This window comes from Streptomyces sp. TM32, from assembly GCF_004122755.1.
GTDB classification, from domain to species: domain Bacteria; phylum Actinomycetota; class Actinomycetes; order Streptomycetales; family Streptomycetaceae; genus Streptomyces; species Streptomyces sioyaensis.
In genome coordinates, this window is record NZ_SDIG01000003.1 from 1 (window position 1) to 20,988 (window position 20,988).

The window sequence follows — 20,988 nt, forward strand, 5'->3', positions numbered from 1 at the left end:
GGGGCATCACTGACGGCTCGTCACCCCCGAACCCGCCCCCGGGACTCAGCCCGCGAGCAGCGTGACCGGGTCGCTCTCGCCGAAGGTCAGTCGGCAGGTGTCCGCACGGTACGTGGCGACCGCAACGGCCGCCGTGCGCCCTGCGGAGACATAGCGGGTGGTGACCACCAGGACGGGCGCGCCCGGCAGTCGGTCCAGCTGCTTGGCGTCCTCGGCGCGGGCCGAACCGAGTTCCACGGTACGGTCGCGGCCCTCCAGCTCCAGCGTCTGCAGCTCGCGCAGGACCGTACGGGCACGGGCCTGGGCGCCCGGCGAGACGGCCGCCGCACAGCCGGGGACCACGGAGGCCGGGACGTACAGCAGCTCGGCGGCGACGGGCTGATCGTGCGTGACCCGGCTTCGGCGCACGAGGTGCACCCGGTCGCCGGGGGCCGTCTCCAGCAGATTGGCCACCGCGGCGGGCACCTTGTCGGTCTCGACGGCGTCGACCGGCTGCCAGTCGTCATCGGCGACGCCGGGCCAGGTGTGGCGGGCGGGACCGACGGGGACGCCGACCCGCGGCGGTGCGACGGTGGTGCCCACACCGCGGCGGCGCTGCAGTCTGCCTTCCAGCTCCAGCTGTTCGAGGGCCTGCCGCAGCGTGGCCCGTGCGACGCCGAACCGGGCCGCCAGGTCACGCTCGTTGGGAAGAATCTCGCCGACCGCGAACTCCGAGTCCAGCGCCTCGCTGAGCACGGTCTTGAGGTGCCAGTACTTCGGCTCCGGCACCGGTTCGAGTTGCCTGGTCCCCACCGTTGTCCTCCACACCGGCCGTCACCCCGTGGGGTAGTGCCCCCATGGCCCACGGGCCCGCACCCACGGCCGGTGAAGCCGGCCCGTCCGCCTGCCCGTTGATGAGCGCTTCTTTATGAAAGGTTGTTGCAGTATCCCGACGATATGACCGCCCCCACCCTTGGTCAAGACCAATCCCGCCGCGCCGTCCGGATCGTGCCGGACCCGATTCCGAGGGGATCGGCGGGAATACGGCACGCCGCCCCCGGTGCGTGCGGTCTCCTGTTGCTCGCCCCGGCTGCCCCATACCGCTCAGTAGCCTCAGCTGGCATCGTGTCAGTGCACACCCTGCAATACCGCACGTACCGCACCCCCCGAGGAGTTCCCCATGGCCGCCCAGGTCTCCTTCGCCCGCATCACGCCCGAGGACCGGCCGCCGTTCACGGTCGCGTACGAACGCAAGGGCGCGGGCGAACCGATCGTGCTGCTGCACGGCATCGGCCACCATCTCCAGGCCTGGCACCCGGTGTCCGACATCCTGGCCGCGTCCCACGAGGTCATCTCGCTCGATCTGCCGGGCTTCGGCGCCTCCCCCGCGCTGCCGGGAGACTCCCCGTACGACCTGGACTCGGTTCTTCCGTTGCTCACCGCGGCGTTCACGGAGCTCGGCGCCGACCGTCCGCATGTGGTCGGGAACTCACTGGGCGGGCTGCTGGCACTGGAGTTGGGCCGCCGGCGGGCCGTCCGGTCGGTCACCGCGCTGTCGCCCGCGGGCTTTTGGACCCCGGCCGAGCGGCGTTACGCCTTCGGCGTGCTGCGCGGCATGTACGCGGGCGCCCAGGCACTCCCGGAGCCGATGGTGGAGTCGCTGGCCCGGTCCGCCCTCGGCCGGGCCTCGCTGACCGGGACCATCTACGCCCACCCGGGCCGCCGTTCGGCCGATGCCGTGGTGGCGGAGACCCGGGCGCTGCGCGACGCGGCCGGCTTCGCCGCGACGCTGGCAGCCGGCCGGGGTGTGCGGTTCACCGACGATGTGCCGGACGTCCCGGTGACGATCGGCTGGGGCAGCCGGGACCGGCTGCTCCTCCCCCGCCAGGGCATCCGCGCCAAGCACACGATCCCGGGCGCCCGGCTGGTACGGCTGCCGGGCTGCGGACATGTGCCGATGAACGACGATCCGGCGCTGGTGGCACGGGTCGTCCTCGACACCGTGCGATAGGGGCGGCGGGCGCCGGTCGGTCGAAGGCGGACGGGCCGGGCCGGCTCGCCCCGGTGCGGCCAGGCCGCACCGCCCGAACCGACGGGTACCCCCCTGGGCCGGCTAGGAGTTGGACCAGTCACGCGACGACAACACCAGCCGGTATCCGTCCGGGTCCTCCAGGGTGACACCCCACTCGTCCCAGTAGGGGTTGTAGGCGGCCACCCGCTTGCCCCCGCTGCGCTCCAGCCGGGCGACGAGCTCGGCCGGTACCGCTTCGCCCAGATAGACCACCAGCAGATCGTCCGGTGTCGGGGACGGCTGGAGCGTGCCGGACGGGTCGAGGGTCAGCTCCAGGTGCCAGTGGGCGTCCGGCCAACCGAGCATCAGCAGGGCGTGCTCGCCCGCCTCGGATGTGTGCCGGAAGAGCTCGGTGAGGCCCAGTCCCTGCTTCCAGAAGCGTTCGGCCGCCGCCAGGTCGCGGGACGGGCGGGCGATGCGGAGGTGGGCCGAGCCGTTGGCGGGCATATGGGGGCACCTTTCTCAAGGCCGCCGGGCGGCGGCGCGTATCAGGAACGTAGGGGCCGTGGTGGCATCCTGGCGATCGGCCGATGGTCTTGCGACCATGGCCCGGGTCCGGTGGGTCCGAGGGCCCGGGACCCGTTCGGGCGAACGGCACCGCACCGGGAACGGGCCGCTGTTCACCGTCCGTTCGACAACGGGGCACCGGACAGCGATACGAACGGGGCGGCAGACAAGACCGGTCGAGGCATGGAGGTTCGGTATGGCGCAGGAATCCGACGGCTTCGGGCGGCGGTCGCTGCTGCGGGGAGCGGCGGTGGGTTCGGCCACACTGGCGCTGCCCACGTTCTTGTCCGCCGCACCGGCGCAGGCCCGCAGCGGGCGGCCGGGCGCCGGGTGGGGTGTCCAGGTCGGCGATGTGAGCACGTCCTCCGGGCTCGTCTGGGTGCGGTCCGACCGGCCGGCCCGGATGGTGGTGCAGACCGCGGCGACCGAGTCGTTCCGGCACGCCCGGTCCTGGACCGGTCCGGTGCTCGGACCGGGGACGGACTTCACCGGCGTCACCTCGCTGCACGGCCTGCCCTCGGGTGAGCAGATCCACTACCGGGTGCTGCTCGCCGACCCGGACGACCCGCGGCGCACCGGCGAGCCGGTCGCCGGCACCTTCCGCACGGCACCCGCGGGGCGGCGGGCGGACGTCCGCTTCCACTGGTCGGGCGATCTCGCCGGGCAGGGCTGGGGCATCAATCCGGAGCGCGGCGGCTACCGCATCTACGAGGACATGCGGCGCCGGAACCCGGACTTCTTCCTGTGCAGCGGCGACAACATCTACGCGGACAACCCGATCACCGACAAGGTGACCCTGCCGGACGGCCGGATCTGGCGGAACGTGACCACCGAGGAGAAGGCGAAGGTCGCCGAGACGCTCGCGGAGTTCCGCGGCGCCTTCCGCTACAACCTGCTGGACGACAATCTGCGCCGCTTCAACGCGCAGGTGCCGACGATCACGCAGTGGGACGACCACGAGGTGCACAACAACTGGTACCCGGGGCAGCTGCTCGACGACGACCGGTACACGGAGAAGAACGCGGACGTGCTCTCCGCACGGTCGCTGCGCGCCTTCAGCGAGTACTTCCCGATCCGTACGCTGCGGCCCGACGGGCACGGCCGGGTCTACCGGGTGGTGCACCACGGCCCGCTGCTCGATGTTTTCGTCCTGGACATGCGCCGTTACCGCAACGCCAATTCGCCGGGCCGGCAGACCGACGACAGGCAGGGCATCCTCGGCGCCGAGCAGCTGCGCTGGCTCAAGCGGGAGCTCTCCCGCTCGCGGGCGGTGTGGAAGGTGATCGCCTCCGACATGCCGCTGGGCCTGGTCGTCCCGGACGGCAAGACCAACTTCGAGGCGGTGGCACAGGGCGACCCGGGCGCACCGCTGGGGCGCGAGCTCCAGCTCGCCGAGCTGTTGCGGCACATCAAGCACGACCGGATCACCGGTACCCTCTGGCTCACCACGGACGTCCACTACACCTCGGCGCAGCACTACGCGCCGGAGCGGGCCGCGTTCAAGGACTTCGAGCCCTTCTGGGAGTTCGTGTCGGGGCCGCTGAACGCGGGCGGCTTCCAGGCGGTGAAGCTGGACGGAACCTTCGGGCCCGAGCAGCCGTTCCTCAAGGCGCCGGACCGTGCCAACACTTCTCCCGCGGAGAGTCCGCAGAACTTCGGCGAGATCGATATCGACGGCGGAAGCGGGGAGCTGACGGTGCGGTTGCGGCAGGAAGGCGGCAGGATGTTGTTCAGCAAGACACTCCAACCGGGACGGGTGGGACAGTAAAGGCCAATGTGTCGATTGCGTCTTTTACCCGTCGGACACAATGTGTTGGTGATCAGGCAACACCTGTCCGCCAGGCTTGTGTGTATGACTGAAGCATCCTCTGCCCGTTCCACCCGCCGTCCGCATTGGCGGCGGGACCTCGTCGAGCTGGCCGCCATGTTCACCGCCGTGGCGGTGGCCGACGTCGTCGCCAACACCGTCGCACACGGCCCGTCGGGCCCCGTGCTGCTGTGCTCCTCCGCGGTGGCACTGCTCGCCACGGCCGTCTTCCACGTCTGGTGGTCACGACGCCACGAAAACGCCCCGCCGCCGACCGATACCGGCGCCACGGCGCCGTCCCCCGCCGGTCCGGCCCCCCAGGCCGCCGGCCAGGAGACGACGCTGTGGCGGATGCGGACCACGGTCCGGGACGAGCCGGGCAGCCTGGCCGCCCTGTGCACGGCGCTGGCCGGGCAGCGGGTGGACATCCTCAGCCTGCAGACCCACCCGCTGTCCGACGGCACGGTCGACGAGTTCCTGCTGCGCGCGCCCGGTTCGCTGCGGGCCGATGAGCTGACCCGTACGGTGGCCGGCGCGGGCGGTGCCCACAGCTGGCTGGAGCGGGCCGACGCCCACGACCTCGTCGACGCCCCGACCCGGATGCTGGGCCTGGCGACCCGTACGGCGCTTGATTCTGCCGAACTCCCGCTGGCCCTGCGTCAGTTGTTGGGCCGCTGCACGATCCACTCGGTGCCCGCGCGGTCGCTGCGCGGCCGGCCGCTCGCCGAGCAGGTGCCCACCGAGGGCGTGCTGGAGGAACACCGCATGAAGTTCCGCGACTCCTCCGGGGGCTCGCTCACCATCGAAAGGCCGCAGTTGCCGTTCACCCCCACCGAGTTCGCCCGGGTGCGCGCCCTGGTCGACCTGGACGCCAGGCTCGGCCAGCGGGTGCCGCCGCGGCGGGATGTGCTGACGCTGCCCGAGGGCAACGAGATCACCATCCGCCGCGCCGACACCTCCGACCTGGCCGCGGCCCGCGAGATGCACGACCGCTGCTCTCCGCGGACCCTCGCCCTGCGCTACCACGGCCCGGTCGGCGACGCCGACCGCTATCTCGGCCATCTGCTCAGCCCGCGGTTCGGCCGCACGCTGGCCGTGGAGACCGCGTCCGGCCGGCTGGTGGCCCTCGGCCATCTGCTGTGGGACGGCGAGGAGACCGAGGTCGCCCTCCTGGTCGAGGACGCCTGGCAGCAGCGCGGCATCGGAGCCGAACTCCTGCGCCGGCTGGCGGGGATGGCGGCCGAGACCGGCTGCGAGAGCGTGTACGCGATCACCCAGGCCTCCAACACCGGCATGGTGGCGGCGATGCGCGGCCTCGGGCTGCCCCTCGACTACCAGATCGAGGAGGGCACGCTGGTGATCACCGCCCGGCCGGCGGGTCTGCCCGCCCGGCGCGAGTCCCGCGAGAGCGTACGGATCCAGGACGCCACGGGGCGCCGCTGAGCACGACCACCGCGGCGCCACCGCCGTGGACGCGGGTGAGCCGGCCGGGCGCAGTGCCGCCCGGCCGGCCACGCCGTCACCATCGGCGTGAGCCATTGGCCGATTGATGGTGACGCGGCGGGCCATCCGTACGAGGATGGCCCGTATGCCCCACACCACTACCTCCCAGGGCGGCCCGCTGCCCCGCCAGCTCGCCGACGCGTATGTCGACGCCTTCGTGGACCTGGACCCCATCACCGGCACCTTCCTCGGAGTCCCCGAGAGCTCCGGCAAACTCCCCGATTTCTCGCCGACCGGCCAGGAGGCGCTGGCCCAGCTCGCCCGTGCGACGCTGGAGAAGCTCGCCGAGGCCGAGGCCCGGCCGGGCGCGGAGCTCCCCGCCGAGCAGGTCTGCGCGCGGCTGCTGCGCGAGCGCCTGACCGCCCAGCTGGCCGTCCATGACGCGGGCGAGGGCCTGCGCACCGTCAGCAACCTCAGCTCGCCACTGCACAGCGTCCGCGAGGTCTTCACGATCACCCCCGCCGAGACCGACGAGGACTGGGCGGCGATCGAGCTGCGGCTGCGGGCCGTACCAGCCGCGCTGGAGGGCTACCGCGCCGCCCTGGACGCCGGCCGCAAGCGCGGTCTGCCGGCCGGACCGCTTCAGGTCACCACGGTCATCGGCCAGTTGGACGAGTGGATCGGCACGGACCGCAGCTGGTTCGCCGAGTTCACCGACCCGGGCCCGAACACGCTGCGCGACCAGCTGACCGAGGCCGCCGGCCTGGCGACCGGTGCCCTGGTGGAGCTGCGCGAGTGGTTCCGGGACAGCTACCTTCCGGCCATTGCGGGCGCGCCGGACGTGGTGGGCCGGGAGCGTTACGGACGGCTCGCCCGCTACTACAACGGCGCGGACATCGACGCGGACGAGGCGTATGCGTACGGCTGGTCCGAATTCCACCGGCTGCTGGCCGAGATGGAGACCGAGGCCGAGAAGGTGCTGCCCGGCGCGAAGACCCCGTGGGAGGCACTGGCCTGGTGCGATGAGCACGGCGAGGCCGTCGAGGGCGTGGAGGAGACCCGTCGGTGGCTTCAGTCGCTGATGGACGAGGCCATCGAGGCGCTCGACGGCACCCACTTCGAACTCGCCGAACGGGTACGCCGGGTGGAGTCGCGGATCGCGCCGGCCGGCAGCGCCGCCGCCCCGTACTACACCCCGCCGTCGCTGGACTTCTCCCGCCCCGGCCGCACCTGGCTGCCGCCGATGGGCGAGACCCGCTTCCCGGCGTACGACCTGGTCTCCACCTGGTACCACGAGGGGGTGCCCGGCCATCACCTCCAGCTCGCGCAGTGGGTCCATGTCGCCGACCGGCTCTCGCGGTACCAGACGACCGTGGGCATCGTCAGCGCCAACGCCGAGGGCTGGGCGCTGTACGCCGAGCGGCTCATGGACGAGCTGGGCTTCCTGACCAACGCCGAGCGGCGCCTGGGCTATCTGGACGCACAGATGATGCGGGCCATCCGGGTCATCATCGACATCGGGATGCATCTGGAACTGGAGATCCCGGCGGACTCCCCCTTCCACCCCGGCGAGCGCTGGACCCCGCAGTTGGCGCACGAGTTCCTGGCGAGCCACTGCAGCCGCCCGGCCGACTTCGTCGAGAGCGAGATCATCCGCTATCAGGGCATGGCCGGCCAGGCGATCGGCTACAAGCTCGGCGAGCGGGTGTGGCTGGAGGGCCGGGAGGCGGCCCGCGCCCGGCACGGCGCGGACTTCGACCTCAAGGCCTGGCACATGGCCGCCCTGTCCCAGGGCTCGCTGGGCCTGGACGATCTGCGCAGCGAGCTGTCGGTGCTCTGAGGCCGGACCCGGACACGGTGGCGGGGCGGGTCGCCCGGTGCGGTGACCGGCCCGCCGCCCTCCGTAGGGTCTGCTGACATGACAGTGGACCCTGCGGCCGGCTCGCCGCTGCTTCTGTTCTCCGGCGCCCCCCGCCGCGCCGGGCCGGGGACGGCTCCCGGCCGCAGGCTGGGGGCGGACCCGCGCTTCGCGGCCGAGGCCACCACGGCGCTGTCGGCCGGCGCCGGGTGTGCGGTGCTCGACCACGAGGCGCTGCTCGCCGGGGACACCGAGGGGGCGCTGGCCAGGGTTCCCCGGGGCGCCGGACCGGTCTGGTACCGCGGCTGGGCGCTGCCGCCCGAACGGTATGCCGCACTCGCCGGGGCGCTCGCCGCCCACGGCGGCCGGCTGCTGACCTCCCCCGCCGCCTACCGCACAGCCCATGAACTCCCCGGCTGGTACGACACGTTCCGCGCGCTGACGCCGCGCAGCATCCGGCTTCCGTACGCCGTCGGCCGGGCCCCGGAGCCGGCCGCGCCGGCCGTCGAGTCCTTCGATGCGGTGGGTACGGCCCGGGTGTGGTGGCTGGACGGCGAACCGGTGCTGACCGGTCCGCATCCCGACACTCCGGGGCTGCGGCCCGTCCCGGACCTCGCCTCGGTGGCGCCCGCGGTCCGGGCGCTGGGCGCGCGCTTCGTCACCACGGATCTGGCGCGGCGTGCGGACGGGGTATGGCGGGTGGTGGAGGTCGGTGACGGCCAGGTCAGCGGCCTGCCCGCCGGGCTGGACCACCGGCCGCTGTTCGAGGCGCTGGTGACCGCGGGCGCCGGGTACCCGCTGGCGCTCACGGCCGGCCGGGTGGCGCTGCGCGCCCTGCTGCCGACCACCGCCGCACGGGTCGCGGACGGCGAGTCCGCCGGGTTCGACTGGATCGACGGCGCCCCGGCCGAGACGACCTCCGGCGGCGCCGGCATCGCGGTCCGGGCCGCAGCGGCCGGCCACTACCGCCCCGGCTGGGGCGTCTTCGTGCTGACCGACGCGGTGGCCGGTACGGCGCTCGGCAGCATCGGCTTCCACGGCCCGCCGGACGACGAGGGCTTCGTGGAGATCGGCTACGACCTCTCCCCGTCCGCCCGCGGCGCCGGGTGGGCGACCGAGGCGGTCCGGCTGCTGGCCGGGTGGGCGGCGGCCCACCCCGAGGTACGGACGGTGTGCGCCCTGACCGAGCCGGAGAACCTCCCCTCGCAGCGCGTACTGGAACGGGCCGGCTTCCGCTTCGTCGGTGAGCGCGAGGGGCTCCGTGCCTACGAGGCCGCCGCCGTGGCACCGAACCCGGCCGGCGCCGAGGACGAGGAACCGCTCAACGCCGGAAGCCACCCTCGGAGTTGATGACCTGCCCGGTGATCCAGCCCGCCTCCTCGGTCACGAGCCAGGCGATCAGACGGGCCGGGTCGTCGGGTGCGCCCCACCGGCCGCCGGGGAAGCTCCGTGCGACCCGGTCGTGCAGCTCACCGACCGCGTAACCGGTGTCCACGGGGCCCGGGTTGACGGTGTTCACGGTCACCCCGGCGGCGGCGAAGGTGGTGGCGAGGCTGCGGGTCGCCGAGGCCAGCGCTCCCTTGGCGAGGCCGTAGGCGATCTCTTCCGGCAGGCCGTCCCCCAGGTCCTGGCCCGAGGTCATCAGCACGATCCGCCCGCCCGGCGCCCCCGCGGCGCGCCGGCGGGCATAGGCCTGGGCGAGGAGGATCACCGAGCGGGTGTTGACCGCCCAGTGGGCGTCGAGCATGGACGCGTCGATGGTGTCGAGGGGACCGTCGCTGCCACTGAGCGCATGGTTGGCGACGAGGATGTCCAGCCGGCCGCCGAGCGCCTCGGCCGCGCGGTCGATGAGCCGGGCAGGGGTGTCCGGCCGGGCCAGGTCGGCCGGCCCGTGAGCCACCACCGCGCCGGGCACGGCCACCTCACGTACTCCGTCGGCGACCGCCTCCGGGCCGCCCGGGTCCGCTCCCCACGGCTGCCCGGCGTCGTGCGGCACATGGTGGTGCAGATAGACACCGGCGCCGTAGGCGGCCAGCCGTCGGGCGATGGCGTAGCCGATGCCACTGCGCCGGCTGGCTCCGGTGACCAGCGCGGTGCGGCCGAGGAGCGGCAGCGCATCGCGGTGGGGCTTGCCGGCGGTGGGCCGGTTGCTGTCGTAGGTCATGGCGGATCAGCCTGGTGGCCGGCCCGTCCCGCCGTCACCCGGTTTTTCTGCGGCGACCGCCGGGACCGCCGACGGCAGCGCGCTGTCCCACGGCCCCGGCGGCAGGCTCACCCCGGTACGCGGTGGCGCACCGTCGAGCCCGACCGGGCCTTGACGACCTCCAGCTGGGCGGGGATCCGGGTCTTGAGGTCGGGGACATGGCTGACGATGCCGACGCTGCGGTCGCGTTCGCGCAGCGAGTCCAGCACGTCCAGCACCTCGTCCAGGGTCTGTTCGTCGAGGCTGCCGAATCCCTCGTCGATGAAGAGGGTGTCCAGCCGGACGCCGCCCGCCTCATCGGTGACGACGTCCGCGAGGCCGAGCGCCAGCGCGAGCGAGGCGAAGAAGGTCTCGCCGCCGGAGAGGCTGGCGGTGTCCCGTTCGTGGCCGGTCCAGGAGTCGATGACATGCAGCCCCAGGCCGGACCGCCGGGCGCCGCCGGCCCGTTCGTCGGAGTGGACGAGGGTGTAGCGGCCGGCGGACATCCGCTGGAGCCGGGCGCTGGCGGCGGCCGCGACCTGTTCGAGCCGGGCGGCGAGCACATACGACTCCAGGCGCATCCGCCGTGCGTTCTCGGCGGAGGTGCCGGAGGCGAGGGCGGCGAGCCGGGCGATGCGGTCGTGGTCGGCGCGCAGCGGGGCCAGTTGGCGGGCGTCGGCCTCGGCACGGGCGGAGAGCCGGTCGAGCGCGGCGCAGCGCTCCTGCGCCGCGGCGAGGGTGGCCGAGGCGGTACGCAGCCGAACCGCCGCGGCCTGGTGCGCGCCCTGCGCGGCGGCCGGGTCGGCGGGCGGCAGCGCCGCGGCGGCGCGGGCCTGCGGGTCGGCCAACTCCGCCTGCACCGCGGCGGATTCGACCTGCCAGTCGTCGAGCCGCTGCTGTAGTGCCCGCCATTCGCCGTCCCTCAACAACGCCTGCGCGGCGGCCTCGGCGGTGTCGAATCCGGCCGCGGAGGCGGCGTCGGCGAGCCCGGCCGCGGTCTCTTCGAGCCGCCGGGCGCAGGACTCCGCCGTACGGGACGCCTGCGCCGCCTCGGCGAGCAGGGTCACCTGCCGCTCCAGCCGGGAGGCCCGGTCGGCCACGCTCGGGCTGTCGCCCCGCGCCCGGGCGAGCTCCTCCTCCAGGGCGGCCCGCTCGCGGTCCAGCGCCTCGCGGTGGGAGGTACGGGCGGCAGCCCGGCGCTCGGCCTGCTGCTGCTCGGCACGGCGCCGCTCGTATTCACGCTCGGCGTGCCCCAACGCCTCGCGGGCGGCGTGCAGGCCGGCGCCGAGTGCCTGGGCACGGGCGTACTCGGCACGCAACTCCTCGATCTGCGCGGTGAGTTCGGCGGCCGAGGCGTCCCCTGCCGCGGCGGCCGCGGCGGCCAGTGCCTCCTTGGCCGACTGGCACTCGGCCTCCGCCTGCCGGCGGGTCCGCTCGGCCTGTCGGTGGGCCTCCTGCGCGGCCTCCTCGGCCGCCCGGTCGACATGGCCGGCACCGGCCCGCGCCGGGTCGGGGTGCTCGGTCGCGCCGCACACCGCGCAGGCCGCGCCGTCGCGCAGCCCGGCCGCGAGCTCGGCGGCGATCCCGCGCAGCCGCTGCTCCTTGAGCTCCAGCCATTGTTCGTGGGCGGCCGTGGACCGCTCCCTGGCGACGAGCAACTCTCTTTCCGCGGTGCGTACGTCGTCGCCGATCCGGTCGCGCCGACGGGCCGCCTCCGCGCGCTCGACGGCCGGTACGATCCGGGCCCCGAGCTGTTCGGCCCGGGTGGCGGCCTCCTGTGCCGTCTCGATGCGCTGCTGATGGGCCCGCTGGGTCTCGTCCCATACGGCGAGCCACTCGGCGGCGTCCAGCAGCGTCTGCTCGTCGGCGCGCGCCTCGCGGTCGAGGGCGGCCCGCTCCCGCGCGATGTCGGCGGCCCGCCGCTCGGCCCGGCGGGCCGCGGTGAGCGAGCCCAGGTCTTCCCGCAACGCCCGCTCCCGCGCCGCGAGATGCTCCCCCGCGGCTTCGGCGAGGCCGGCGGGCAGCGGGCCCCGGCACTCCCGCTCGGCGCGCCGGGCGGCATCGAGCTCGCGCCGGGCGGCGTCGCGCAGGGCGAGCGCGGGAGCGACGGCCGCCGCCGCGCGGGCCCGCTCCAGCCTGCCGCGGGTGTGTTCCCGCTCCTCGGCGTGGGCTTCGAGCCGGCCGGCCCGCCGCCGGGCGTCGGCGTACCGCTGCTGGAGGCGGTCCCGCTCGCGCGCCACCGTCCACTGCTCGGCCGCCGCCCGCTCCGCGGCCTCTGCGGCCGCGACCGCGCTGCCGGCCACGGCCAGCCGTTCCCGTGCGCTCACCCGGGCGACGGCCGCCCGCACCAGCACCGTCTCCACGAAACCCGGTTCGCCCGGGCCCGGTACGGCCGGTTCGTCCGCGGCGGCGGCGCGGGCCGTCCCCCGCCCGCCGGGCTCCATCGCTCCGCCCTGTCCCGGTACGGTCGCCGTGGCCGCCGGCCGCGTCATGACCGCCGTCGCCCCGCGGCCGCGCCCGGCAACCGACGCGCCACCGCGTCCGCGCGCTGCCGTCTGCCCCTCCCCGCCCCCGTCCGGCGCCCGGACCGACGGGTCGGTGAGGTCGGCGCTCTCACCGGCCGCCTGTGCCATCCGGTGTGCCAGGGCCAGCAGCCGTTCGTCGCCCGCCAGGACCGTGTCCGCGGCGGCCTTGCGGCGCGCGTTCAACTGCTCTTCGAGCGCCGCGAACCGCCGGGTGTCGAAGAGCCGCCCCAGCAGCCGCGCGCGGGCCTCCGCATCGGCCCGCAGAAAGCGCGCGAAGTCGCCCTGCGGCAGCAGCACCACCTGGCAGAACTGCTCCTTGCTCATCCCGAGCAGCTGGCCGATCTCCTCACCGATCTCCTGGTGGGAGCGGCTCAGCGCCTTCCAGTGGCCGTCCGGTCCGGACTCGTCGCCGCCCGGCGCTCCCTTCGCGCCGGGCCCGGCCGGCACGAATTCCCGCAGCCTGCTCTGCGCCTTCTCCTTCGTCGTGCCGCTGCCCCGCTTCTTGGGGCGGGGCTGCTCGGGCAGCCGGGTGATCTCCAACCGCCGCCCGGCGACGCTCAGTTCGAGGACGACCTCGGTGGGCGTCAGCGGGTCCGCCAGATCGCTGCGCAGCGCCTGACCGCTCTGCCGCGCTCCGGGCACCGACCCGTACAGCGCGAAGCACACCGCGTCCAGGACCGAGGTCTTGCCCGCGCCGGTCGGCCCGTGCAGCAGGAAGAGGCCCTCGCCCGCGAGTCGGTCGAAGTCGATGGTCTGCGCGGCGCCGAAGGGACCGAAGGCGGTGAGCGAGAGCCGGTGCAGCCTCATCGCACCCCCTCGGCCGCCATCTCGGCGGTGCGTACCTCGTCGATCGCCGACTGCAGCTCGGCCTTCTCCTGCGCATCGGCCGCGCGGCCGGCCCGTACGTGTGCCACGAAGTCCTCGGCGATCTCCTGGTCGCTGCGGCCGCGCAGCCGCTGGGCGTACGAGGCCGGCGAGCCGCCGGGGGCCTCGCCGGGGTCGAAGACGAGGCTGACGAGGTGCGGGAAACGCTTGGTGAGGCGGGCCATGGGCTCGGGCGGACGGGCGGTGTCGGTGAGCGTCGCCTCGACCCAGGAGTCCTCGTGCCGCGCCTGTGCCGGGTCGTCCAGCAGCTGTTCCAGCGTTCCCCGGAGCCGGGCCAGCGGCCGCGGTACGGGGCAGTCCACCCGCTCGGCGTGTACGGAGTCCGCCGCGTCGAGCTCGACGAGCCAGGTGGACTTGCGGTGCCCGGCCTCGGAGAAGGAGTAGGCGAGCGGCGATCCGGAGTAGCGGACCCGCTCGGTGAGGGTCTGACAGCCGTGCAGATGCCCGAGGGCGGCGTAGTCCACCCCGTCGAACACGGCCGCCGGGACGGACGCGACCCCGCCGACGGTGATGTCCCGCTCGCTGTCGCTGACCGCGCCGCCGGTGACGAAGGCATGCGCCAGCACCACCGAGCGCGTCCCCGCGGGCCGTCCGGCGAGGTCGGCCCGTACCCGGTCCATGGCCGCGCCCAGCACCTCGGCATGGTCGGCCCGCCGGGCGCCGAGGGTGTCCCGCACCATGGCGGGTTCGAGGTACGGCAGCCCGTACAGCGCCACCGGGCCGTGCGCGTCGTCGAGCAGCACGGGCGTACCGCAGCCTGCCGGGTCGGTCCGCAGGTGGATGCCGGCCCGTTCCATCAGTCCGGAACCGACGCCCAGCCGACGGGCGGAGTCGTGATTGCCGGAGATCATCACGGTCGGGACCCCGAGCCCGGCGAGCCGGTGCAGCGCCTCGTCGAACAGCTCGACGGCGGCGAGCGGCGGCACCGCACGGTCGTAGATGTCACCGGCGACCAGCACCGCATCGACGTCCCGGGCGCGCACCGTCTCGACGAGATGATCGAGGAAGGCCCGCTGCGCGGAGAGCAGATTCACCCGGTGAAAGGACCGCCCCAAATGCCAGTCGGAGGTGTGCAGAAATCTCAACTATCCGCTCCGGCCTGCATGTTCTCCCTCTCCGTGGGCGCTGGGTCGCACCAGGTCAGCACAAGTCTACGAGCCGGCCCGGCCCAGGTCGGTCACTGCACGCACCCCGGCCGTGGCGGTCCTCGCCCTCGCAGCCACCCCTGGCGGCAAATGTTGATAAATGCCAGATGTGGTGTGAATTGCGGTGTTTCCCAACCCGCGAGAGACCTCGATCGATGATGACCCGCCGGTGCGGGCGATGGCGCTGCCGGCGGCGCAACCGGCACCCACCGATCGTGGTGGTGCGCGACGAATGACGTAGTGGCGGCGGGACACGCCTCCGGGCGAGTCCGGTCATTAGCGAGATACCCGGGATCGCACCGCTCGGTAGCGTCGGACGTGTCGAAGGGAACTCGGCCACCGCGACGCCGTCCTCAGCACGGAGGAGCAGACCTCGACGACACCAAGACGATCTGCGTACCCCGGGCCGGGCGCGGGCGCTTTGCCCCGAACCCCTCGAATCCTCCCCGCTTCCTCCATGCCCCGACGATGTCCCCCGGCGGCGGCAGGACCGCCGAGAAAGGCCAGGACAGCAGCAATGGCTGACGACAAACGTCCTTCGGTTGTGGTGATCAGCGCCCACTCCGGTGACTTCGTATGGCGCGCCGGCGGCGCGCTGGCCCTGTACGCCGAACGCGGCCACGACGTGCGGGTCGTATGCCTGAGCTACGGCGAGCGCGGCGAATCATCGACGGCGCGCCGACACCTCGTCGACTTCGTGTACTCCGGCCTCGGCGGCAGCATGGACGAGGGTGTCGAGCCCGAAGGCCGCGACCGGTCCGTGCACGCCGGGTTCGAGGGCAGCATCCGGCGCCGCCGCATGGACGGCGCCCCAGGCCAGAAGGGAGCCCGTCATCTCGTACGGATCCGGTCCGGTGAGAACGGACCTGGCCAGGGGGCGGCCGTCGCCGTCGCGGGCGACGGCGATCATCAGAGAACGGCCGTCGGGGTCCGGTTCGCGATGCGATCCGGGGAGCCGCTCGGACCACCGCAGCAATGCGGCCCGCACCTTCGCCGACCGCAGCAGTGGCGCCTGCAGCGTGGCGGCGATCTGTACCGGGCGGGTCCACCTCCCGAACCAGCCCAGACCCACCTCGACGCTCTCCAACTGGGGGAAGGCCTCCGGCAGGCCGAGGTGTTCCGTGCCGGGGACGGTTATGGCCGCGCGTTTCACAGTGGCGTGGCGGAAGGTGCGGACCCGCTTGGCGACACGTTCGTCGACCAGACGGGGAGGCGTCCCGGGGCGTGGAGAGCGGTAGGCGAACCCGCCCTCGACCATCGAGGCGACCAGCGTCTGCCGTGTGCCTGCCGTGGTCAGGGTGAAGATGTCGCGCAGGGTGCTCCGGTAGAGCAGTTCGTCTCCCTGTCCCGAGCGGCTGAAGAAGTAGCCGATCTCGACATGGCGTGCGCGCTCGCCGGCCTTGTGCACAGCCAGCGCGCCGGCGAGGTTTCCCGGCATGTAGTCGTAGGCGAAGGCGGGCACCACGGTGGCTCCCCGGGCGGCCGCGACGGAGCCCAGTTCGAGGAGGACGCGGCGGGCGAAGGGCCCCTCTCCCGAAGAATCGAAGTAGTGCGCACCTGCCTGCGCCGCCGCCGTGACCGTGGCCATGCCGAGTTGCATGAACGGCCCGACCGTGGAGAGGACGACATCGCTGGGCCCCAGGAGGCGCGTGAGGTCGGCCGCCGAGGTGACGTCGGCCTCGACGACCGGTAGCTCCGCCTCGAAGCGGTCGGCCAGGGTCAGCATCTTGGTTCGGTTTCGCCCGATCAGGGTTGGCTTCTCACCTCGTGCGAGGAGTTCCCGAAGCACTCTCTGCCCGGTGTACCCCGTTGCGCCCAGCAACACGATCCTGCGCTTTTCCACGGCTCTGCCTGCCTTCCGGAAGGGATTGTCACGACGATGATTCGACTTCAAGTCCTTCAATGACCCGGCGGCACCGCGACCGGCCGAGGCGGTGTCGCGGCGCGGCCGGTCGCGGCGGGCCTTACGAGTGGAGGCCGCGGCAGTGTCATGATCTGGCGCATCTGCGTTACCGGGCCCAGGGCCCAGATCCGGCTGATGTCGCGCGGGTCGCCGCGCAGGACGAACCGTCCCAGCTGGTCGCGGCGCGCGATCCACGGCTTCAGCATGTCGCTTGGTGCACGTGGTCGATCACGAACCGCGATCCGCCTCAGCGCACGGTGATGACCAGCTTGCCCGTGGTGCGGCCCGTCTGTCCCAGGACGTGGGCCTGGGCGCCTTCGGCGAGGGGGAAGGTTCCGGAGACGTGGGCGCGGAGCTTGCCCCGGTCGGCGAGCTCGGCGATGGCGCGCATCCCGGCCTGGTCGTGCTCAACGAGCAGGTTGACGGCGCGGACCTGTGCCTTCTCCGCCGCGGCCGGGGTGTCCTCGGCGACCGGCAGCAGGGAGACGAGGACGCCGCCGGGGCGGAGCACGCTCACGGAACGGGTGGCGGTCTGGCCGCCGAGGGTGTCAAGGACGACGTCGTAGCGCTCCTCGGTGTCGGCGAAGTCCTCAGAGCGGTAATCGATGCAGGCATCCGCACCGAGCTCGCGCAGGAAGTCGTGCTTGGGGGCGCTCGCCGTCCCGGTGACGTGTGCGCCGCGGTCCTTGGCGATCTGTACGGCGAGATGACCGACACCGCCGGCCGCGGCGTGGATCAGCACCCGCTGGCCGGCCCGGAGGCCCGCGGTGTCGACGAGGGCCTGCCAGGCAGTGAGCGAGGCCAGCGGCAGAGCGGCCGCCTGGACGTGGTCGATCCCGTCGGGCTTGGCGACGAAGGCGCGGGTGGGGCCGGTCACGTACTCGGCGTGGGAGCCGGCCCCGTGCGGGTAGGGCAGCATGCCGAACACCTCGTCACCGGGCCGGAAGAGGGTGACGCCGAAGCCGGTCTCCACCACAGTGCCGGAGACGTCCCAGCCGAGGGTGAGCGGCGGGGGCGGCAGGAAGATGCTCATGGCGCGGTGATGGAAGTCCGTGGGGTTGAATCCGGCCGCGTGCACGGCGACCAGGATCTGCCCGGGGCCGGCCACGGGCCGCGGAACCTCGGCCACATGCAGGACCTCCGGGCCGCCGAGCTCCGTCTGGTGCAGGGCGCGCGTCATGGGGGCGCCCTCGGCGGAGCCCGGGGAGAGGAGGCTGGAGATGCGGTCTTCAGGGTTGTCTATGGAGGCCATGCCTCGATCCTGGCTGTACGGTCCGCCCGTGACGATGGCAAAAAAGTCAGCCTCCGATACAATCCTGCCATGCCCGTCGATACCCCCACCGCCCGCACCGCGTCCGTCGCCCCCTCCTGGGCCCGCGACCTCGCCGAGCGGGCGGCGGAGCTGCACCGCCGGATGCACCCGGACCCGCGGCCTGACGCCCACAAGGTCGTCGTCCTTGCCCTCGACGGCGTCTACCCCTTCGAACTCGGCATCCCGCACCGGGTCCTGGGTTCCGCCGATGGCCGCTACGAGGTGCTGTCCGCGAGCGTGGACGGCCAGCCCGTGCGTACCAACACGGACCTGACCGTCACCCCCCGGCACGGTCCCGAGGCACTGGCCGAGGCGGACACCGTGGTCATCCCTCCGTACGCGATCTCCCCGGCTTCGGCCACCGCCCCGGACCCGCAGGCCCTCGCCGCCCTGTCCCGCATCCGCCCTGGCACCCGTCTGGTGTCCATCTGCACCGGCGCCTTCCTGCTGGCCGCCGCCGGTCTCCTGGACGGGCGGCGGGCCACCACCCACTGGGCGCTCGCCGACCACTTCCAGGAACTGTTCCCCAAGGTCGAGTTCGACGCCGACGTGCTCTTCGTCGACCACGGTGATGTGCTGACCTCCGCCGGGGCAGCGAGCGGTGTCGACGTCTGCCTGCACCTGGTGCGCCAGGACCACGGCAGCGAGGTGGCCAACCACGTAGCCCGTCGTTGCGTCTGCCCGCCGTACCGGGACGGCGGGCAGGCGCAGTACATCGAGCGGCCGCTGCCGCCGGCGAGCGTAACCGGCACCGGGCCCACTCGCGACTGGGCGCTGCAGCGGTTGGAACTGCCGCTGTCGCTGGACGAACTGGCTGCGCACGCGGCGATGAGCACCCGCACTTTCGCCCGACGCTTCCAAGAGGAGACCGGCCTGAGCCCCGGCCGCTGGCTGACCCAGCAGCGGCTGCGGCGGGCGCGACACCTGCTGGAGTCCAGCGACCTGCCGGTGGAACGGGTCGCCCACGAGGTCGGCTTCGCCACCGCCACCTCGCTGCGGCGGCACCTGGCGGCGGAGGCGGGGGTCGCCCCGTCGGCATACCGGCGCACCTTCCGCGCCTCGGGTCCGGCCGCGGGAGCCGTCAGGGAAGTATCACGACCTGCTGGCTGAGAGATCGTCTTCTCATAAGACGCCGTTTCTGATGGCGTTGCGCTCAGAGTGCAACCTGCCAGAAGCGGCCGACCGTCTTGTCGAACAGCTCTCGGACCCCGCTCCCGGAGATGACGTCACGCTGCTGCTGGCTCGCACCCGTACCGTGCTCGACGAAAATACGGCGACGTGGGATTTTCCTCGCGACCCCAAGATCGTTCCAGCGGCTCGCTCCGTCACGTCCAGGCAGCTCGGCGCCTGGGGCCTGGAGGACCTGACGTTCACCACCGAACTGGTCGTCAGCGAGCTTGTCACCAACGCCATCCGCTACGCGGTCGGCCCTGTGCAGTTGCGCCTCACCCGCGACCGCATCCTGGTCTGTGAAGTATCCGACGGCAGCAACAGCCAGCCCCGGCTGTGCCGGGCCCGGTCCACCGATGAAGGAGGCCGCGGCTTGTTCCTCGTCGCCCAGCTGACCACCCGCTGGGGCTGCCGCCATGGCCCTCGCGGAAAGACCATCTGGACCGAGCAGCCCCTTCAAGGCGTGCCCGGCGGCACATCCCGATGACGGGTGAGTGGGACGTCCACGGCAGCCGCCCACCGCAGCTGAATCCGGCGAACAGGCTTGTCTCCAGGGGATGTTGGTCATGTCGGCGCACGCCCGCGCGGACCGAGGAGCCGCCTGTCGGGCGGCTCTCAGTCACCGCGTTCCTCCTCCACCCCGGCAAGCTCCCGCAGCAGCGGCAGGAGCTCCTCCAGTCGCCGAGCGCCGAGCCGCTCGACCGGCCAGCTGTCGACGCGGGCGGCCGCGGGGGCGACACGACGCAGGAGATCACGGCCTTCGGAAGTCAGCCGGACCTGGTGCCGGCGGCGGTGGGCGGGGTCGACCTCGCGAGTGACCCAACCACGGGAGGCGAGTCTGTCGAGCATGGTGGCCATGGTGGACCGGTCGATCGCGGTGGCCCTGCAGAGCTCCACCTGGGTGCTGCCGGGTGAGTCGACGAGAACGGTGAGGACGGCGTACTGGGGGGCGGTGAGGTCGGGAACCTCTGCATGCCAGACCGCAGTGAGCTGTTGCAGCGCGCGACGCAACAGGTGCATCGGAGTGTCGGCGAGGGACTGCTCGGGCATGGCCGCGGTGTCTCCGCATCGTTGCAGCGCCGGCGGGTGGCCAGCGGGGCCACGCGGTGAGGCTCCAGGCGAATCTTGGCACAGACAGCCATGGACAGGACGAACGTCCCCAGGCCAACGGGGGTGCCGCCCCGACCGGGGCCGGGGCGGCCGGGCGTCACCGGGTGGTGTGGGCCAGGGCGTCGCCGGGAGTGGGGTCGGGCCGGGTCATGCGGAACTCCTCCGGGTAGGCGTCACGGCTGGTGCGGCGGACCGGTTCGGTGGTGCGCCAGGGGTACAAGAAGGTCCGGCGCGGCAGAACGTCCCAGACGCCGGGACCGGTGAAGTGGCCAGCTGCTCGAATGCGGGTGGCTGCGCAGCGGGGACAGGTCTTGGTGAGCCTCCAGATACAGGGGGGGTACGGGGATCAGACCGCGGCGCGCAGGGCGTGCAGCTTCGCCGCCCACTCGGCCATCTCGGGCAGGTCGTGACGGGCTGGCCGTAGCGGCCGCGGTCGTCGGGTGCGACGGGGGTGGTGGCGTCGATGACGAGCTTGTGGGTGATGCCGGCCGGCTCGGAGGCCGGGTCGAGCCCCACCACGGGGAAGTTCGGCAGAGTGACCAGGTCGCCCGCCGGGTTGACCTTGGTGGACAGCGCCCACATCACCTGAGGGAGGTCGAAGGGGGCGACGTCTTCGTCGACGACGATGACGATCTCCATGACGCTCACCCACACCACCGGCAAGCCCCTGGAGGAGGTCCAACCCTTCCTGCTCGTGTCCTCCGCAGACGATGTCGACCGCCCCTACTGGGAACTGGAGACCGAGTACCGCGACCCCAAGACGGGGCGGTGGAAGGCCTTCCATGACGCGGAGCCCGACGACCTGTTCGGCTTCTTCGCCGTCGGTCCGCGCAGCGCCCGCACGCTCCAACTGCGGACCCGCGCGGTCAAGAACGCCAAGCCCGGCGCCGGATACGCGCTCGCCGCCGGCGACCACCGCAACCGACGGCTCCTGTGGTTCGGCCAAGGAAGCCTGGTACGACTTCACCATCCTCCCCGCGGGCGCGAAGCCGACGCAGCCCCCCACCACCAAGCCGGGTGAGCCGGGCAAGCCGGGTGGCACGGAAAGGCCCCGCGGCACCGTCCCCGGCCCGAAGACGCTGAAGCCTCGC

16 protein-coding genes and 3 pseudogenes are annotated in these 20,988 nt (G+C 73.2%); 9 read left to right on the forward strand and 10 right to left on the reverse strand.

Features of this window, described 5'->3' with window-relative positions:
- Positions 1-45: 45 nt before the first annotated feature.
- Positions 46-792 (reverse strand): GntR family transcriptional regulator, encoded by a 747-nt coding sequence (locus EST92_RS01165; RefSeq protein ID WP_129279123.1) that lies wholly within the window; start codon positions 790-792, stop codon positions 46-48.
- 367 nt (positions 793-1,159) lie between these two features.
- On the opposite strand from EST92_RS01165, the gene EST92_RS01170 reads away from it, so the two are divergent.
- Positions 1,160-1,990, forward strand: coding sequence for an alpha/beta fold hydrolase (locus EST92_RS01170; protein WP_129279124.1), 831 nt, complete (start codon positions 1,160-1,162; stop codon positions 1,988-1,990).
- 102 nt (positions 1,991-2,092) lie between these two features.
- On the opposite strand, the gene EST92_RS01175 is transcribed toward EST92_RS01170, so the two are convergent.
- Positions 2,093-2,497: a VOC family protein gene (locus EST92_RS01175; RefSeq protein ID WP_129279125.1), complete on the reverse strand. Its 405-nt coding sequence runs from the start codon at positions 2,495-2,497 to the stop codon at positions 2,093-2,095.
- A gap of 256 nt (positions 2,498-2,753) precedes the next feature.
- Here EST92_RS01175 and EST92_RS01180 point away from each other — a divergent pair, with 256 nt between their 5' ends.
- The 4 genes from EST92_RS01180 (at position 2,754) to EST92_RS01195 (ending at position 9,015) form a co-directional block, all read left to right on the forward strand.
- Complete coding sequence (locus EST92_RS01180; protein ID WP_129279126.1) at positions 2,754-4,325, forward strand: alkaline phosphatase D family protein; 1,572 nt, start codon at positions 2,754-2,756, stop codon at positions 4,323-4,325.
- Positions 4,326-4,409: 84 nt separating this feature from the next.
- Complete coding sequence (locus EST92_RS01185) at positions 4,410-5,807, forward strand: GNAT family N-acetyltransferase (protein ID WP_129279127.1); 1,398 nt, start codon at positions 4,410-4,412, stop codon at positions 5,805-5,807.
- Positions 5,808-5,952: 145 nt separating this feature from the next.
- The gene (locus tag EST92_RS01190; RefSeq protein ID WP_174243892.1) at positions 5,953-7,647 is read left to right on the forward strand and encodes a DUF885 domain-containing protein; all 1,695 of its coding nucleotides are present in this window, start codon (positions 5,953-5,955) and stop codon (positions 7,645-7,647) included.
- A 78-nt stretch (positions 7,648-7,725) separates the two neighbouring features.
- A complete protein-coding gene (locus EST92_RS01195) occupies positions 7,726-9,015 on the forward strand; it encodes a GNAT family N-acetyltransferase (RefSeq protein WP_129279129.1) in 1,290 nt (429 codons plus the stop codon).
- Here the strand turns inward: EST92_RS01195 and EST92_RS01200 are convergent.
- From EST92_RS01200 to EST92_RS01210, 3 genes are all read right to left on the reverse strand, one after another.
- Positions 8,987-9,829, reverse strand: coding sequence for an SDR family oxidoreductase (locus tag EST92_RS01200; protein WP_129279130.1), 843 nt, complete (start codon positions 9,827-9,829; stop codon positions 8,987-8,989). The genes EST92_RS01195 and EST92_RS01200 overlap by 29 nt on opposite strands.
- Before the next feature lie 107 nt (positions 9,830-9,936).
- Complete coding sequence (locus tag EST92_RS01205) at positions 9,937-13,179, reverse strand: SMC family ATPase (RefSeq protein WP_129279131.1); 3,243 nt, start codon at positions 13,177-13,179, stop codon at positions 9,937-9,939.
- Positions 13,176-14,342: an exonuclease SbcCD subunit D gene (locus EST92_RS01210; RefSeq protein WP_129279132.1), complete on the reverse strand. Its 1,167-nt coding sequence runs from the start codon at positions 14,340-14,342 to the stop codon at positions 13,176-13,178. Before EST92_RS01210 ends, EST92_RS01205 begins: the two co-directional genes overlap by 4 nt.
- Before the next feature lie 577 nt (positions 14,343-14,919).
- Here EST92_RS01210 and EST92_RS01215 point away from each other — a divergent pair.
- A pseudogene (locus EST92_RS01215) lies at positions 14,920-15,084 on the forward strand (PIG-L family deacetylase); the annotation flags it as partial.
- Here EST92_RS01215 and EST92_RS01220 read toward each other — a convergent pair.
- Positions 15,067-16,245 carry a saccharopine dehydrogenase NADP-binding domain-containing protein gene (locus EST92_RS01220; protein ID WP_343283764.1) on the reverse strand — a complete coding sequence of 393 codons (1,179 nt, stop codon included), beginning with the start codon at positions 16,243-16,245 and terminating at the stop codon, positions 15,067-15,069. The pseudogene EST92_RS01215 and the gene EST92_RS01220 overlap by 18 nt on opposite strands.
- Before the next feature lie 307 nt (positions 16,246-16,552).
- Complete coding sequence (locus tag EST92_RS01225; protein ID WP_254068400.1) at positions 16,553-17,485, reverse strand: NADP-dependent oxidoreductase; 933 nt, start codon at positions 17,483-17,485, stop codon at positions 16,553-16,555.
- Between the two features lie 141 nt (positions 17,486-17,626).
- On the opposite strand from EST92_RS01225, the gene EST92_RS01230 reads away from it, so the two are divergent.
- Together EST92_RS01230 and EST92_RS01235 are read left to right on the forward strand one after the other, a co-directional pair.
- Complete coding sequence (locus EST92_RS01230) at positions 17,627-18,727, forward strand: helix-turn-helix domain-containing protein (RefSeq protein ID WP_129279134.1); 1,101 nt, start codon at positions 17,627-17,629, stop codon at positions 18,725-18,727.
- 103 nt (positions 18,728-18,830) lie between these two features.
- A pseudogene (locus EST92_RS01235) lies at positions 18,831-19,274 on the forward strand (ATP-binding protein); the annotation flags it as partial.
- 128 nt (positions 19,275-19,402) lie between these two features.
- Here EST92_RS01235 and EST92_RS01240 read toward each other — a convergent pair.
- The 3 genes and pseudogenes from EST92_RS01240 to EST92_RS32660 all read right to left on the reverse strand — a co-directional run.
- On the reverse strand, positions 19,403-19,837 hold the full coding sequence (locus EST92_RS01240) for a MarR family transcriptional regulator (RefSeq protein ID WP_129279136.1): 435 nt from the start codon (positions 19,835-19,837) through the stop codon (positions 19,403-19,405).
- Between the two features lie 157 nt (positions 19,838-19,994).
- Entirely contained in the window at positions 19,995-20,225 is a 231-nt protein-coding gene (locus EST92_RS01245) for a non-oxidative hydroxyarylic acid decarboxylases subunit D (protein ID WP_275540837.1), read from the reverse strand.
- A 188-nt stretch (positions 20,226-20,413) separates the two neighbouring features.
- Positions 20,414-20,536: pseudogene (locus EST92_RS32660) on the reverse strand (hypothetical protein); the annotation flags it as partial.
- Here EST92_RS32660 and EST92_RS01255 point away from each other — a divergent pair.
- Positions 20,535-20,918 (forward strand): hypothetical protein, encoded by a 384-nt coding sequence (locus EST92_RS01255; protein ID WP_254068378.1) that lies wholly within the window; start codon positions 20,535-20,537, stop codon positions 20,916-20,918. The pseudogene EST92_RS32660 and the gene EST92_RS01255 sit on opposite strands and share 2 nt — an antisense overlap.
- Positions 20,919-20,988: the final 70 nt, after the last annotated feature.